This window comes from Shewanella baltica (assembly GCF_900456975.1).
GTDB classification, from domain to species: domain Bacteria; phylum Pseudomonadota; class Gammaproteobacteria; order Enterobacterales; family Shewanellaceae; genus Shewanella; species Shewanella baltica.
This window is the reverse complement of record NZ_UGYM01000002.1, coordinates 4,895,848-4,911,019: the sequence shown is the minus strand read 5'-3', so window position 1 is coordinate 4,911,019 and position 15,172 is coordinate 4,895,848. Positions and strand designations below refer to the sequence as shown.

Below are 15,172 nucleotides of genomic sequence, written 5' to 3'. Positions count from 1 at the left end.
TAGTGAGCACTCGACTCCTTGTCAAAGCCAGCATTCTTGCTGGCTTTATGATGTTATGTTTCTCGGCCAACGCTTCTGATTTGGAGAAGCGTCAGTCCGAGTTGAAATCAATCCAATCGCAAATAAATCAACAACAAAGCGCGTTAAAAACCACCAGTAAACAAAGAGAAAAATTGCTGTCATTGCTGCGAAGCGATGAAGAAGCAATTGCGTCAGCGGCCAAAAAAGTCAACAGCACCAAAAATAGCTTAGCGCAAATCGACACTAAACTGACCGAGCTGAAACAACGTCAAGATGAGTTAGAAACGCTTAAAGTGAGTCAGCAACAAACACTGTCGAAACAGCTGTCGAGCGCCTATCTTGCCGGTAATCACGATTACACTAAGATGATGCTCAATCAGCAAAGTCCTGCCACTATCGAGCGTATGTTGGCCTATTACCAATACCTCAATAAAGCGCGGATGAAGTCGATCAACGAATTAAAGCAAACCTTGACCGAGCTAGATGAGATCAAGGTGTCGCAAACGAGTAAGCAAAAACAATTAACCAAACTCGTGGCCGAACAACAGGTCCAAGCCAAACGTTTGAGCCAAGAACAAGATCAGCGACAACTGACCATCAAAGAGCTGCAACGCACCTTAAATTCTAAGGGCGCTGAGCTGGAGCAGTTGCAAATTGAAGAGGCCAGCTTAAAGCGTGTGGTCGAACAAGCGCTGCGGGCCATGAAAGACAATCCTTCGATGGAAGGTTTTGGTAAACAAAGTGGCAAACTCAAATGGCCGACTAAAGGTCGCGTCAGTGCCAGCTTTGGCAGCCAACGTTCCGGCCAAGTGGTGTGGAAAGGCACTATGTTATCCGCACCAGAAGGGCAAAATATTCGAGCCGTTTCAGGTGGTAAGGTTATTTATGCCGACTGGTTACGTGGTTTTGGTTTAGTGATGGTTATCGATCATGGCAAAGGTTATATGAGTCTTTACGGCCATGCTCAAACCCTATTAAAAAGCCCTGGCGACATGGTAAAAAGCGGCGAAGCGATAGCTTTAGTCGGACGTTCGGGTGGACAGAGCGAGGCTGGCCTATACTTTGAAATAAGGCACAAGGGGCAAGCCGTCGATCCAGCGAAATACTGTCGCTAATCATAACGGTCCCCTCATCACAGGGGACGGCTATGAAACACATGATCCGCTATATCAGTTGCGTTGGATTAGGCCTGACTTTGGGCCTATCCATCAGCCTCTCTAGTCAAGAGAACGCTAAGTCCTATCGCAGTGATTTTGACTATCCGTTACTGCAAGATGTACTTGAAACTGTTGAAACTTATTATGTGAAAACCGTTTCGAAAGAAGAGTTAGTGCAAGCGGCAATCAAAGGTATTTTTGAGCACTTAGATCCCTATTCCAGCTTTTTGAATCACCAAGAATTACTCGATCTCAAAGACTCCAATCGCGGAGAATATTTTGGTTTCGGCTTCGAAGTCGCAACCCAAAATAACCACATCAACATCATCGCCCCCTTCGCCCATTCCCCTGCAGAACAAGCCGGAATACGCGCAGGCGACATTATCGTTAAGCTCAACGACACACTGGCGACCGAGACTAACCTCGCCAATATCCTTGCCGAGATAAAAAAACATAGCCTCAGCAATCAAAGCATTAAGCTAGTGCTTAAGCACAGCAATGACGATGCGACCTTTGAGGTGTCACTCAAGCCGAGCACTATCACTATCGAATCTGTCACCACTCAACTGCTTGATGGCAATATTGGGTATGTCAGATTAAGTAGCTTCCAAGAAAACTCGACCGAAGATATGGTGCGCTCACTTAGCCAATGGCAAAACAAACCGCTTGCCGGACTCATCTTAGATTTACGTAATAATCCCGGCGGCCTGCTCGACCAAGCCGTTAAAATTGCTGACCTATTCCTCGCCAAGGGCCGAATAGTCTCAACCTCTGGCCGCTTCTTCGATGCCAACTCCGACTACTATGCCTCACCACAAACCATGCTGACTAACGTGCCCATGCTAGTATTGATCAACAAAGGTTCGGCCTCAGCATCCGAAGTGCTCGCCGCCGCACTGCAGGAAAATGGTCGAGCTAAGCTGTTAGGTGAGACCAGTTTCGGTAAAGGCACAGTACAAAGCCTGATCCCCATCTTAGAAGATGGTAACGCGATAAAACTCACCATTGCCCAGTACAATACCCCCAGAGGTGAAAACATTCACAACATAGGAATCGTCCCAGACATAAAAATTGCCGCAGAAACTGGTTCCGGCGCGGGTAATTTGGCTATAATCGACGCCCTATCCGCCCATGCATCTCTGGCCCAAGATCATCAAGTGACCTCAGCTATTGCATGGATACAGCATCATGACTAATAAGAAGAAACTGTGCGCTTACTTTATTCCTTGGCCCTATTGGCCCTAAGCATTTCTCAAAGTCATGCTGCTCAAATTGCCCTCATTATTGATGACATAGGTTATCGTCATACCGATCAAGCCGTGCTGGCACTGCCCAGCACAGTGACACTCTCAGTGTTGCCTCATACTCCTCTAGGCAAAGAACTCGCAAATGCTGGCCATAAAAAGGGCCACGAAATCATGCTGCATCTGCCTATGCAGGCGCTTAATGGTAAGGCGTTAGGGCTGGGTGGATTGACCAATACTATGACTGAGGCACAAATTCGCGCCAGTGTTGTCGATGCAATTAACAGCGTTCCTTTTGCTAAAGGTGCCAATAACCACATGGGGAGCTTACTGACTCAACTCGATGCTCCTATGCTGTGGGTGATGGAAACACTCAAACAAAAGCATCTGTATTTTATCGATAGCATGACAACAAGGTTCACTAAGGCGGGAGAGACAGCGGATCAGTTGGGCGTGCCGTTATTAAAACGCCAACTGTTTCTAGACAATGATACCAGTGCCAAAGCACTCGAAAGACAATTTAACTTAATGATAAGTCAGGCACATACTCAAGGTAGCCTAGTGGCGATTGCCCATCCTTATCCAGAAACCATGCGCTTCTTAAAGGCCAATCTACAAAGACTAAAAACCGAGGGGATTGATCTAGTACCTGCATCAAGCTTGCTCCCCATCGGCATTGCACACAAAAATGGAACTAATCCAGCTGTAACACTGAGATAGACATGTCAGGCAACAAGGCAAGTAACTCATCACGATTACTCACAATGTCCAGCAGAGTATATTGATCGAGCACATTCAAATAGGCTTCAACTGCTTGTGCTAACACGCCTTTCAGCTTACAGGCAGGCGTGAATCGGCAGTAAGGTTTACTGCAATCAATCGGCGCCAACGAGTTTTCTAACACCCGAACTAACTGACCTAAGTTAATCTCACTCGCAGACTTACCCAAACGGAAACCGCCCATCTTGCCGCGAATGGTTTCGAGGTAACCCATCTTGCCTAAATGATGCACTATCTTAGAGACATGATTTGGAGACAGATCAAATACCTGAGTAATTTCAGCAATTCTAAATAAAGTGGTTCTGTCTGGCTGAACCGCCAAATACATCAAGGTTCGAACGCCAAAATCGGTATAACGAGTTAACTGCATATTTCACCTGTCAGCGATAAACTTAATGAGAGGTTTGAGCTTCGAGTTGGGTAATCAACCAAAGCGCCTCTTCGTTCGAATGACCGCATACATCTTCCGATGCATCGAAATCACTACAAACCGCGGGACGATCGGGCGAGCCGAAGATCAAACATAAATTGGCATCACTCAGCTGCACACAACGCTCACCCGCAGCCTTACCATTTGGCATACCAGGAATACTGCTGCTAATTGAAGGCGCAATACAGCAAGCACCACACCCAAGACGACAATTCATTTTCGTTACTCATGAAAGACATAAGGCATTATACCGTTTAATTTGTCCGAGATCAGTGTCACAGGTCAATACTGCCAAGTCACGCACAAGCGCAATTCTGTGCGTGAAAGACATAATATTAATAAGCAGGACGAACTTAAACAAAAAGTAGGCTGAGATTTAAATTTTACGCCGACGAATGTGAGGTAGCGATGCCAAGCAGGGCTGTTAAGCAGGGCTGTTAAGCAGGGCTGTTAAGCAGGGCTGTTAAGCAGGGCAGTTAAGCAGGGATGCTGTTGGACGGGGACGGCCGCGACAATAGAAATAGATAAATTCCAGATACGAAAAAGCCCTAACATTGCTGTTAGGGCTTATCGAAATGTTGGCGGAGCGGACGGGACTCGAACCCGCGACCCCCGGCGTGACAGGCCGGTATTCTAACCAACTGAACTACCGCTCCTTTAGTCTAACGTTTGCACGTTAACCTAAATTAGGCGCTTGGCGATGACCTACTCTCACATGGGGAGACCCCACACTACCATCGGCGCGTTTGCGTTTCACTTCTGAGTTCGGGATGGGATCAGGTGGTTCCACAAGGCTATTGTCACCAAGCAAATTCTGTTTATTACCGTGTCCATCTCTGGACCACGTTAATAATAATTCGGAAAGCTGATTTGCTTTGTTTGAGTTCACACTTCATTAAGTGTCTATATTCTGTCTAAGGCTTTCAGTAAAACCCATCTGGGTTGTATGGTTAAGCCTCTCGAGTCATTAGTACATGTTAGCTCAACGCCTCACAACGCTTACACACCATGCCTATCAACGTCCTAGTCTCGAACGGCTCTTTAGAGGAATTAAATTCCTAGGGATGACTCATCTTAGGGCTCGCTTCCCGCTTAGATGCTTTCAGCGGTTATCGATTCCGAACGTAGCTACCGGGCAATGCCATTGGCATGACAACCCGAACACCAGCGGTTCGTCCACTCCGGTCCTCTCGTACTAGGAGCAGCTCCCTTCAATCATCCAACGCCCACGGCAGATAGGGACCGAACTGTCTCACGACGTTCTGAACCCAGCTCGCGTACCACTTTAAATGGCGAACAGCCATACCCTTGGGACCGACTTCAGCCCCAGGATGTGATGAGCCGACATCGAGGTGCCAAACACCGCCGTCGATATGAACTCTTGGGCGGTATCAGCCTGTTATCCCCGGAGTACCTTTTATCCGTTGAGCGATGGCCCTTCCATTCAGAACCACCGGATCACTATGACCTACTTTCGTACCTGCTCGACGTGTATGTCTCGCAGTTAAGCTGGCTTATGCCATTGCACTAACCGTACGATGTCCGACCGTACTTAGCCAACCTTCGTGCTCCTCCGTTACTCTTTGGGAGGAGACCGCCCCAGTCAAACTACCCACCAGGCACTGTCCCTAATCCCGATAAGGGACCTAGGTTAGAACATCAAAACTACAAGGGTGGTATTTCAAGGACGACTCCATCATGACTAGCGTCACAACTTCAAAGTCTCCCACCTATCCTACACATGTAGGTTCAATGTTCAGTGCCAAGCTATAGTAAAGGTTCACGGGGTCTTTCCGTCTAGCCGCGGGTATACGGCATCTTCACCGCAATTTCAACTTCACTGAGTCTCGGCTGGAGACAGCGTGGCCATCATTACGCCATTCGTGCAGGTCGGAACTTACCCGACAAGGAATTTCGCTACCTTAGGACCGTTATAGTTACGGCCGCCGTTTACCGGGGCTTCGATCATGAGCTTCTCTTGCGATAACCCAATCAATTAACCTTCCGGCACCGGGCAGGCGTCACACCGTATACTTCCTCTTGCGAGTTTGCACAGTGCTGTGTTTTTGATAAACAGTTGCAGCCACCTGGTATCTGCGACTCCCGTCAGCTTAGAGAGCAAGTCTCATCACCAACAGGAGCGTACCTTCTCCCGAAGTTACGGTACCATTTTGCCTAGTTCCTTCAGCCGAGTTCTCTCAAGCGCCTTGGTATTCTCTACCCGACCACCTGTGTCGGTTTGGGGTACGATTCCCACTAACCTGAAGCTTAGAAGATTTTCCTGGAAGCATGGCATCAACTACTTCAGTCCCTTAGGACCTCGTCATCAGCTCTCAGTCTGCACACTAAAGTGCGATTCCCCGGATTTGCCTAAGAAATCAACCTACCACCTTAAACGCGGACTACCAACGCCGCGCTAGCCTAGCCTTCTCCGTCTCTCCATCGCAGTTAGCGGAAGTACAGAAATATTAATCTGTTTCCCATCGATTACGCCTTTCGGCCTCACCTTAGGGGTCGACTCACCCTGCCCCGATTAACGTTGGACAGGAACCCTTGGTCTTTCGGCGAGGGGGTTTTTCACCCCCTTTATCGTTACTCATGTCAGCATTCGCACTTCTGATACCTCCAGCGTGGGTTACCCCTTCACCTTCAACGGCTTACAGAACGCTCCTCTACCGCGCATCTCTAATGAAATGCACCCGTAGCTTCGGTGACTAGCTTAGCCCCGTTACATCTTCCGCGCAGGCCGACTCGACTAGTGAGCTATTACGCTTTCTTTAAATGATGGCTGCTTCTAAGCCAACATCCTAGCTGTCTAAGCCTTCCCACATCGTTTCCCACTTAGCTAGTACTTTGGGACCTTAGCTGACGGTCTGGGTTGTTTCCCTTTTGACGACGGACGTTAGCACCCGCCGTCTGTCTCCCGAGTAGTACTCATTGGTATTCGGAGTTTGCAAAGGGTTGGTAAGTCGGGATGACCCCCTAGCCTTAACAGTGCTCTACCCCCAATGGTATTCGCTCGAGGCGCTACCTAAATAGCTTTCGAGGAGAACCAGATATCTCCCGGTTTGATTGGCCTTTCACCCCCAGCCACAAGTCATCCGCTAATTTTTCAACATTAGTCGGTTCGGTCCTCCAGTTGATGTTACTCAACCTTCAACCTGCCCATGGCTAGATCACCGGGTTTCGGGTCTACACCTTGCAACTAAACGCGCAGTTAACACTCGGTTTCCCTACGGCTCCGCTATTCGCTTAACCTCGCTACAAAATGTAAGTCGCTGACCCATTATACAAAAGGTACGCAGTCACGGTCTCAAGAACCGCTCCCACTGCTTGTACGTATACGGTTTCAGGTTCTATTTCACTCCCCTCACAGGGGTTCTTTTCGCCTTTCCCTCACGGTACTGGTTCACTATCGGTCAGTCAGGAGTATTTAGCCTTGGAGGATGGTCCCCCCATATTCAAACAGGATGTCACGTGTCCCGCCTTACTCGTTTTCATCAATGGTTAGTTTTCATGTACGGGGCTATCACCCTGTGCCGCTGTGCTTTCCAACACATTCCACTAACACCCCACTGACTTAAGGGCTAATCCCCGTTCGCTCGCCGCTACTAGGGGAATCTCGGTTGATTTCTTTTCCTCCGGGTACTTAGATGTTTCAGTTCCCCGGGTTCGCCTCGCAACACTATGTATTCATGTTGCGATAACAGCTTATGCTGCTGGGTTCCCCCATTCGGACATCGTTAGCTCAAATGCTTGTTACTAGCTCGCCAACGCTTTTCGCAAGTTACTACGTCCTTCATCGCCTCTGACTGCCAAGGCATCCACCGTATACGCTTAGTCGCTTAACCATACAACCCAAATGAGTTTCACTCACCTGAGTCGCATTGCGACCAGCTTGGTTTTACTTGTCTCACTTCTGACCAAAGAAGTGGACGCGCCTTAGACGTAAACTATTCAACTAAGAATAATTTACTTTTGAATATTCAAGACACTTAATAAAGTGTTTGAGAACTCATGATGCAAACGTTTCCACGTTTACATCGGTTTGTAAGTAACATGACGACAGACATCATCACGTTACATACTATCAGCTTTCCAAATTGTTAAAGAACAATGCGTACCGGCTCGCGGCGCATTCAGCTCTGACTTCTCCTAAGAGAAGATAAACAAGCAATCTGTGTGAACACTCAACAAACATTAAGTTAGTCGTATAGGTAAGGAGGTGATCCAGCCCCAGGTTCCCCTAGGGCTACCTTGTTACGACTTCACCCCAGTCATGAACCACAAAGTGGTGAGCGCCCCCCCGAAGGTTAAGCTACCCACTTCTTTTGCAGCCCACTCCCATGGTGTGACGGGCGGTGTGTACAAGGCCCGGGAACGTATTCACCGTGGCATTCTGATCCACGATTACTAGCGATTCCGACTTCATGGAGTCGAGTTGCAGACTCCAATCCGGACTACGACGAGCTTTGTGAGATTAGCTCCACCTCGCGGCTTTGCAACCCTCTGTACTCGCCATTGTAGCACGTGTGTAGCCCTACTCGTAAGGGCCATGATGACTTGACGTCGTCCCCACCTTCCTCCGGTTTATCACCGGCAGTCTCCCTAGAGTTCCCACCATTACGTGCTGGCAAATAAGGATAGGGGTTGCGCTCGTTGCGGGACTTAACCCAACATTTCACAACACGAGCTGACGACAGCCATGCAGCACCTGTCTCACAGTTCCCGAAGGCACACCTGTATCTCTACTGGCTTCTGTGGATGTCAAGAGTAGGTAAGGTTCTTCGCGTTGCATCGAATTAAACCACATGCTCCACCGCTTGTGCGGGCCCCCGTCAATTCATTTGAGTTTTAACCTTGCGGCCGTACTCCCCAGGCGGTCTACTTAATGCGTTAGCTTGAGAGCCCAGTGTTCAAGACACCAAACTCCGAGTAGACATCGTTTACGGCGTGGACTACCAGGGTATCTAATCCTGTTTGCTCCCCACGCTTTCGTGCCTGAGCGTCAGTCTTTGTCCAGGGGGCCGCCTTCGCCACCGGTATTCCTCCAGATCTCTACGCATTTCACCGCTACACCTGGAATTCTACCCCCCTCTACAAGACTCTAGTTCGCCAGTTCGAAATGCAATTCCCAGGTTGAGCCCGGGGCTTTCACATCTCGCTTAACAAACCGCCTGCGCACGCTTTACGCCCAGTAATTCCGATTAACGCTCGGACCCTCCGTATTACCGCGGCTGCTGGCACGGAGTTAGCCGGTCCTTCTTCTGTAGGTAACGTCACAGTAATAGCGTATTAAACTATTACCTTTCCTCCCTACTGAAAGTGCTTTACAACCCGAAGGCCTTCTTCACACACGCGGCATGGCTGCATCAGGGTTTCCCCCATTGTGCAATATTCCCCACTGCTGCCTCCCGTAGGAGTCTGGGCCGTGTCTCAGTCCCAGTGTGGCTGATCATCCTCTCAGAACAGCTAGGGATCGTCGCCTTGGTGAGCCATTACCTCACCAACTAGCTAATCCCACCTAGGTTCATCCAATCGCGGAAGGCCCGAAGGTCCCCTCCTTTCCCCCGTAGGGCGTATGCGGTATTAGCAGTCGTTTCCAACTGTTATCCCCCTCGACTGGGCAGATCCCTAGGCATTACTCACCCGTCCGCCGCTCGCCGGCAAAGATAGTAAACTATCTTCCCGCTGCCGCTCGACTTGCATGTGTTAGGCCTGCCGCCAGCGTTCAATCTGAGCCATGATCAAACTCTTCAATTAAAGTTTTGTTGCTTCCGTCTTACGACTTCAGCGGCTCAATGAATTCTGATTTTTTGTTTCTCGCACTCCTTATAAAAGAAGGGCTGAAACAAACTGTACATATTGCTATGAACACTCATTGTTACATTGATTTAAATTTTTGACTGCCAACCCGAAGGTTAAGCAGTTTCGATTAACTCAACACCTGTGAGTGTCCACACAGATTTCTTGTTTTATCTTGTTAAAGAGCAACTCAATATCCGTAAGAGGACTTGAGTACCACACTGAGCGCCGAACGCTTCCAGGTGGCTAGGGCTGCGTATTCTACGCATTTCCCGTTTCGCGTCAAGGAGTTTTTGCAAACTTTCTCAACACTCATCAATCAGTAAACTCATTGATGAACTGTCACATCATGCTGCTTAACGCTGTCTGCCGTGTCAGTGGATGCGCATTATAGGGAGATTGAGAAAGTGCGCAACCCCTATTTTTAAGATAATTGTCATTTTCTCACTGTTCGTTGGATATTTGACCTGACCAGCTAGTTTTTAACCTTTATAATGCAAAAAACCACTCAATTAGGGACTTTTCTATGTCAGGGCCACTCAGAACTTACCAAGGTATTCATCCTCAATTAGGCAATAATGTGTATGTAGATGAAGCTTCGGTGCTTGTTGGCGATATTGCGTTAGATACTGATGTCAGTATTTGGCCTATGGTGGCGGCGCGTGGTGATGTTAACCATATTCGTATTGGTAAGCGCTCGAACGTGCAAGACGGTAGCATATTGCATGTGACGCGTAAGTCAGCTGCTCGTCCCGATGGTCATCCACTGATTATTGGTGATGATGTGACTATTGGTCACAAGGCGATGCTTCACGGTTGCAAAGTCGGTAACCGAGTATTAGTGGGCATGGGCGCGATTATTCTTGACGGTGCGATTTTAGAAGATGATGTGATCTTAGGTGCGGGCTCTTTAGTGCCACCGGGCAAGGTATTACAGAGCGGCTATTTATATGTGGGCAGCCCAGCTAAGCAGGCTCGTCCATTAACACCTGCCGAAATGGCCTTTTTGCCAGAATCTGCCGACAACTATGTCAGACTGAAAAACGAGTACTTAGTTGAGTTACAAAACATCTAGTCAGTTAGCGTTAGTCGCTTAGTATCGCTATATAAGAAAGGCGGCAGAGACTCATTCAGTCTCTGCCGCCTTTTGCTATTTATTGATTCAAAATCTATCCACTGAAACTCGCTATCAAACTAGCCTAGGCGTACTGCGCCAAACTCATCAAACTCTTCGGCTTCGATTAAGTCTTCCGCCATTTCTTCGGCGTCAAATCTCACCGCATCAAATAATGCCAGCATAGCAGCCGCTTCATCGGTGCTCGGCTGTTCAGAGAAATCATTCAGCTCACGTAATTTAGCAGCACTGATATAGCACTTGATGTTCATCCCCTGCGATTGCGCCATAAAACAGATTTGCCCTTGGGCATCGTCCCAATATTGCAGATCGGGGAAAAGAATACTTTGATTCATGCTTCCTACTTAGGCTCTGCCATTAGTTTGTCCCGCAAAAGCGTCAACACCACTTGGGTGTCGGGCTCAATACCTCGCCATAGGGTAAAACTCTTAGCCGCTTGTCCGACTAACATACCTAGCCCATCAATGACTTGCGCCGCACCTTGGGAGAGTGCCCATTGGTTAAACGCGGTGACCGAGGCGCCATACATCATGTCATAACAAACGGTTTGGGTGGTGATGATATGTGCTGGCAAAGGTGGCAACTCGCCCGCAAGGCTAGCAGAGGTTGAATTAATAATGATATCGAACTCGCCCGCAAGCTCACTCATTTCTACGGCGGTGACTTTACTCGCGTAAGCGCCGTTATCCACAGAAGTAAAGATATCGACCAAAAGCTGCGCCTTTGCGTGAGTGCGATTGCTGATGGTCAGCTGCGCAATTCCCGCATTTAATAACGGCAGAATACAACCGCGCGCCGCGCCACCAGCGCCAATGATTAACACGCGCTGATCTTGCAAGCTACCTAAGTTAGCGATGAGATCGGCCACCAGCCCTAAGCCGTCAGTGTTATCACCGCGAATAGTGCCATCGGCCAATAAACTTAAGGTGTTGACTGCGCCAGCGAGTTTGGCTTCTGGGCTAATACTGCCACACAGCGCAAAAGCTTGCTCCTTAAAAGGCACTGTCACATTGGCGCCCTTACCGCCCGCATTGAAAAACGCCGTCAATGAGGCTTCAAAACCATCGACCGGAGCAAGAATGGCCTCATAGGTTAATGACTCTTGGGTGGGCGCGGCAAATTGTCCATGGATGAACGGCGATTTACTGTGGCTAATTGGATTGCCAAACACTGCGTATCTGTCTGTCATAGCGATATGAAATTTTAGGTTCAATGGCTTTGCAGTCTACCGCGCTTTTGAGCCCACGCAAGACGAATTATGCTCAACTAAATTTCACGCTAGGTTTCACGCTATAATGCGCCATCGGCTCAATACACTCTACTTTAGTGAACGACTATTCCAATGAACTGGCTTAAAAAGATTTTTAGTAAACACACTCCGCCGCAGGATGATCGCGATCCGAGTCAATCTAACGCCTATGACTTAATCGGCGGCGAAAAGGTGATCCGCGCTATCACTAAATGTTTTTATCAGAAGATGGCAAGTTCGGCAGAAACGACAACACTGCTTGCCATTCATAGGGCGCCCATTGCGGAGTCTGAGCAGAAGCTATTCGAATTTTTAAGTGGCTGGCTCGGCGGACCGCAGCTTTATCAGCAAAAATATGGTCATCCCGCATTGCGAGCACGACACATGCATGTCGATATTGATGAGGCAATGCGCGATCAATGGCTGTTTTGTATGAAGTTTGCGATTGAAGAGAACATTAAAAAGCCAGAGCATCGAGCCGCCATCTTTGAGGCGATTTCAACTCTGGCCGATCATATGCGTAATCAATAAAGTGGATATGGCATCCACTTTTTAAGATTAACGGCTAAACCCAATCGCGTGGTTTGAGGTAGTTATCGTACAAATCTGCCTCTGGGCTTCCCGCCTCTGGCGTATAAGCATATTGCCAACGCACTAATGGCGGCATCGACATTAAGATAGACTCGGTACGTCCACCGGTCTGCAGACCAAACAACGTGCCTCTGTCGTAGACTAAGTTGAACTCAACATAACGACCACGGCGATAGAGTTGGAACTGACGCTCACGCTCACCGAACTCAGTATCCTTACGACGCTCAACAATCGGCGCATAGGCCGTTAAGAAGCCATTGCCCACGGCTTGCATAAAGCTAAAGCTTTGATCGAATCCTGCTTGATTCAAGTCATCGAAAAACAGTCCGCCCACACCGCGGGTTTCATTACGATGCGGCAGGAAGAAATACTCATCGCACCATTTCTTATACTTGGGATAAACCTCATCCCCGAAAGGCGCACAAATATCCTTAGACGTCTGGTGCCACTCGCGCACATCTTCTTCAAATGGATAATAAGGCGTTAAATCAAAACCACCGCCAAACCACCACACAGGATCGGCACCTTCTTTTTGCGCGATAAAGAAGCGCACATTGGAGTGAGTCGTCGGGATATACGGATTGTTAGGATGGATCACTAAAGACACACCCATAGCTTCAAAACTGCGACCCGCCAATTCTGGGCGATGCGCCGTTGCCGACGCCGGCATAGCGGCGCCAGTCACATGGGAAAAGTTAACTCCAGCTTGCTCGAATACTGCACCTTGGGTTAATACTCGGCTCGTGCCACCACCGCCTTCGGCGCGGGTCCATGAATCGGCGGCAAACGTTGCTTGGCCATCCAGAGCCTGTAAACCGGCACAAATTCGGTTTTGTAAATCGAGTAAAAACGCTTTTACCACTGCAGCATCAGGCACACTCATCTTGTTATCCTTATTATTGGTTTGCTCATTGTCCATTTCGTAAAATTTTGCCGCTACGCGCATCTATGATGGTCGAGGGTTGACGTTGTTCGCCGAGTTCGCCTAATACCAGTGCATCGATTTTACCGGTAAAATCGGCGAGGATTTCAGCGGCAGTTAATGCGGGCTCTTCACCCGCAAGGTTAGCACTGGTCGACACTAAAGGTTTATTAAGCGCGCGGCACAGGGCTTGTACCCCAGCATGGGCCGACACTCGCACTGCGATAGAGTCAAATTCGCCACAGAGGTATTTTGAAACATGTGCTTTGATTGGCATGACAAAGGTAAAAGGCCCGGGCCACTTGGAAAATGCAAATTCAAGCTGCTCAGCCGTCAATTGCGATTCATCAACATAAGCTAAAAGCTGCTGAAAATCACTGGCGACTAAGATCAGTCCTTTCTGCCATGGGCGCTGTTTTACCGCCAATAACTTTTGGATAGCAGTGTCGTTATCAGGGTCGCAACCTAGGCCATAAACCGCCTCGGTTGGATAAGCGATAACGCCACCTTGAAGAATGATGTCTTTTATATCGGATGGGTGTAGCTGCAACATTATCAAATCACCTTATGCGTCTTATCAGTTTTTGTCATTACCCGAATCTTCGCCGCCCCATCTAACGGTCGGTTGGGGATTATACTCAAGCCGCACTAAGGCAACAAATATTATGCAATGGCCTCGCTACAAGGGGCGCTTGTACTTGCAGGTTTTTTGCGGACATTCTAAACGCATCCCCGCCGCACCTTTACGCTCGACTAAGATCCCAAAACCACAACTTGGGCAATCTTCCGCAACTGGAGGATAATTCACAATAAACTTGCACTTAGGGTAAGCGCTGCATGCATAAAAACTCTTTCCGAAGCGGCTCGTTCTGTGCTCCAGTTTACCCGTTTTACATTCTGGGCAAGGGATATCAGGCTTGTCACTCGCTTGATCCTGTTTTTCAATATGCGTGCAGCTAGGGTATTGAGTGCAACCGATAAAGATCCCAAATCGACCAGACTTTACCGCCAGCTCGTGGCCGCATTCAGGACATACAGAACCTTCAATCACTTGAGTTTCAATGGATTCGTGCTGCACTAAGGGGCGAGTGTAATTACAGCTAGGGTAATTATTACAGCCAACAAAACCACCGTGCTTACTGTGTTTGACCGATAACTCACTGCCACATTCAGGGCAAAGTTCGTATTCTTTTTCCAGTGCGTGTTCGTGGGCACTAAATAATTGTTCATCAATCTTAGACATAATCATTCACCACCTGTCGTAGCGCATTAGGATATCAAGCGCAGTGCCATCAAGGAATTTATGGCATCAAAAAAGGAGGTCTTAGCCTCCTTTCTCTCATAATTCATCTTTCACAACGATTAAGAATGTAGTCGGCCTTCTGGCTGTTCGAAGATTAAATCTTCCATTTGCTCATAAGCGGACTCATGACCAGGAGCGTTAAACAACACCATTAAGATAACCCATTTGAGATCTTCTAAAATCAGGGTTGGCTCATCCAACTCCATGACTCTATCGATCACCATTTCACGGGTTTCGACATTCAGCACTTTAACTTGCTCTAAAAACAGCAAGAAACCGCGGGATTCCACATCCAGCTTGTCCATTTCGTCCTTTGTATAGATACGAAACGAATGCTGATCGTGATTACAAAGATAAGGTTTATCACCTTCTTGTAATTCTGCTAAGCGCTCTAACCAAGTTAACGCTTTTAAAATCTCGGATTGATGAAATCCGGCACGAGTGAGTTCCTTGGTTAACTCGTCTTCATCAACTAGTAGTTCAACTTCACTGTGAACATAGTTTTCAAATAGATACATGAGGATATCAAACATGG

The 15,172-nt window shown here is 48.2% G+C and carries 13 protein-coding genes, 1 tRNA gene and 3 rRNA genes; 5 read left to right on the top strand and 12 right to left on the bottom strand.

From position 1 onward, the window contains the following. Positions 1-2 precede the first annotated feature (2 nt). From DYH48_RS21910 to DYH48_RS21900, 3 genes are read left to right on the top strand one after another with little or no spacing between them, the layout of a single operon-like run. On the top strand, positions 3-1,136 hold the full coding sequence (locus DYH48_RS21910) for a murein hydrolase activator EnvC family protein (RefSeq protein ID WP_115335910.1): 1,134 nt from the start codon (positions 3-5) through the stop codon (positions 1,134-1,136). Positions 1,137-1,168: 32 nt separating this feature from the next. Next, positions 1,169-2,374, top strand: a complete 1,206-nt coding sequence (locus DYH48_RS21905) for a S41 family peptidase (protein WP_115335909.1) — start codon at positions 1,169-1,171, stop codon at positions 2,372-2,374. 12 nt (positions 2,375-2,386) lie between these two features. Next, entirely contained in the window at positions 2,387-3,142 is a 756-nt protein-coding gene (locus DYH48_RS21900) for a divergent polysaccharide deacetylase family protein (RefSeq protein WP_115335908.1), read from the top strand. Here the strand turns inward: DYH48_RS21900 and DYH48_RS21895 are convergent. The 6 genes from DYH48_RS21895 to DYH48_RS21870 all read right to left on the bottom strand — a co-directional run bounded on the left by DYH48_RS21895 (position 3,117) and on the right by DYH48_RS21870 (position 9,395). Then, positions 3,117-3,572 carry an Rrf2 family transcriptional regulator gene (locus DYH48_RS21895; RefSeq protein ID WP_115333713.1) on the bottom strand — a complete coding sequence of 152 codons (456 nt, stop codon included), beginning with the start codon at positions 3,570-3,572 and terminating at the stop codon, positions 3,117-3,119. The two genes, DYH48_RS21900 and DYH48_RS21895, sit on opposite strands and share 26 nt — an antisense overlap. A gap of 22 nt (positions 3,573-3,594) precedes the next feature. Next, positions 3,595-3,849, bottom strand: a complete 255-nt coding sequence (locus tag DYH48_RS21890; RefSeq protein WP_006084804.1) for a YkgJ family cysteine cluster protein — start codon at positions 3,847-3,849, stop codon at positions 3,595-3,597. Positions 3,850-4,211: 362 nt separating this feature from the next. Then, positions 4,212-4,288 (bottom strand) — tRNA-Asp (locus DYH48_RS21885). A gap of 36 nt (positions 4,289-4,324) precedes the next feature. Further along, positions 4,325-4,440, bottom strand: a 5S ribosomal RNA gene (gene rrf, locus DYH48_RS21880). A gap of 138 nt (positions 4,441-4,578) precedes the next feature. Further along, positions 4,579-7,483 (bottom strand): 23S ribosomal RNA (locus tag DYH48_RS21875). 367 nt (positions 7,484-7,850) lie between these two features. Continuing rightward, positions 7,851-9,395 (bottom strand): 16S ribosomal RNA (locus tag DYH48_RS21870). The 16S, 23S and 5S rRNA genes sit together here with 1 tRNA gene alongside, the layout of an rRNA operon. A gap of 568 nt (positions 9,396-9,963) precedes the next feature. Between DYH48_RS21870 and DYH48_RS21865 the strand changes: the two genes are divergently transcribed. Next, a complete protein-coding gene (locus DYH48_RS21865) occupies positions 9,964-10,512 on the top strand; it encodes a gamma carbonic anhydrase family protein (protein ID WP_115335907.1) in 549 nt (182 codons plus the stop codon). A gap of 119 nt (positions 10,513-10,631) precedes the next feature. Here the strand turns inward: DYH48_RS21865 and DYH48_RS21860 are convergent, their stop codons facing one another. Together DYH48_RS21860 and aroE are read right to left on the bottom strand one after the other, a co-directional pair. After that, the gene (locus DYH48_RS21860) at positions 10,632-10,907 is read right to left on the bottom strand and encodes a DUF1488 family protein (RefSeq protein WP_006083787.1); all 276 of its coding nucleotides are present in this window, start codon (positions 10,905-10,907) and stop codon (positions 10,632-10,634) included. Between the two features lie 5 nt (positions 10,908-10,912). Beyond that, on the bottom strand, positions 10,913-11,761 hold the full coding sequence (gene aroE, locus DYH48_RS21855) for a shikimate dehydrogenase (RefSeq protein ID WP_115335906.1): 849 nt from the start codon (positions 11,759-11,761) through the stop codon (positions 10,913-10,915). A 153-nt stretch (positions 11,762-11,914) separates the two neighbouring features. Here aroE and DYH48_RS21850 point away from each other — a divergent pair, with 153 nt between their 5' ends. Then, the gene (locus DYH48_RS21850) at positions 11,915-12,352 is read left to right on the top strand and encodes a group II truncated hemoglobin (protein ID WP_006083789.1); all 438 of its coding nucleotides are present in this window, start codon (positions 11,915-11,917) and stop codon (positions 12,350-12,352) included. A gap of 34 nt (positions 12,353-12,386) precedes the next feature. Here DYH48_RS21850 and hemF read toward each other — a convergent pair whose 3' ends face one another. The 4 genes from hemF to DYH48_RS21830 all read right to left on the bottom strand — a co-directional run bounded on the left by hemF (position 12,387) and on the right by DYH48_RS21830 (position 15,170). Then, complete coding sequence (hemF, locus tag DYH48_RS21845; protein ID WP_115336181.1) at positions 12,387-13,295, bottom strand: oxygen-dependent coproporphyrinogen oxidase; 909 nt, start codon at positions 13,293-13,295, stop codon at positions 12,387-12,389. A 25-nt stretch (positions 13,296-13,320) separates the two neighbouring features. Then, positions 13,321-13,887, bottom strand: coding sequence for an L-threonylcarbamoyladenylate synthase type 1 TsaC (gene tsaC, locus DYH48_RS21840; RefSeq protein ID WP_115335905.1), 567 nt, complete (start codon positions 13,885-13,887; stop codon positions 13,321-13,323). Between the two features lie 126 nt (positions 13,888-14,013). After that, entirely contained in the window at positions 14,014-14,577 is a 564-nt protein-coding gene (locus DYH48_RS21835) for a DNA topoisomerase family protein (protein WP_063884471.1), read from the bottom strand. 119 nt (positions 14,578-14,696) lie between these two features. Next, positions 14,697-15,170, bottom strand: a complete 474-nt coding sequence (locus tag DYH48_RS21830) for a DUF494 family protein (protein ID WP_006083793.1) — start codon at positions 15,168-15,170, stop codon at positions 14,697-14,699. Positions 15,171-15,172 lie beyond the last annotated feature (2 nt).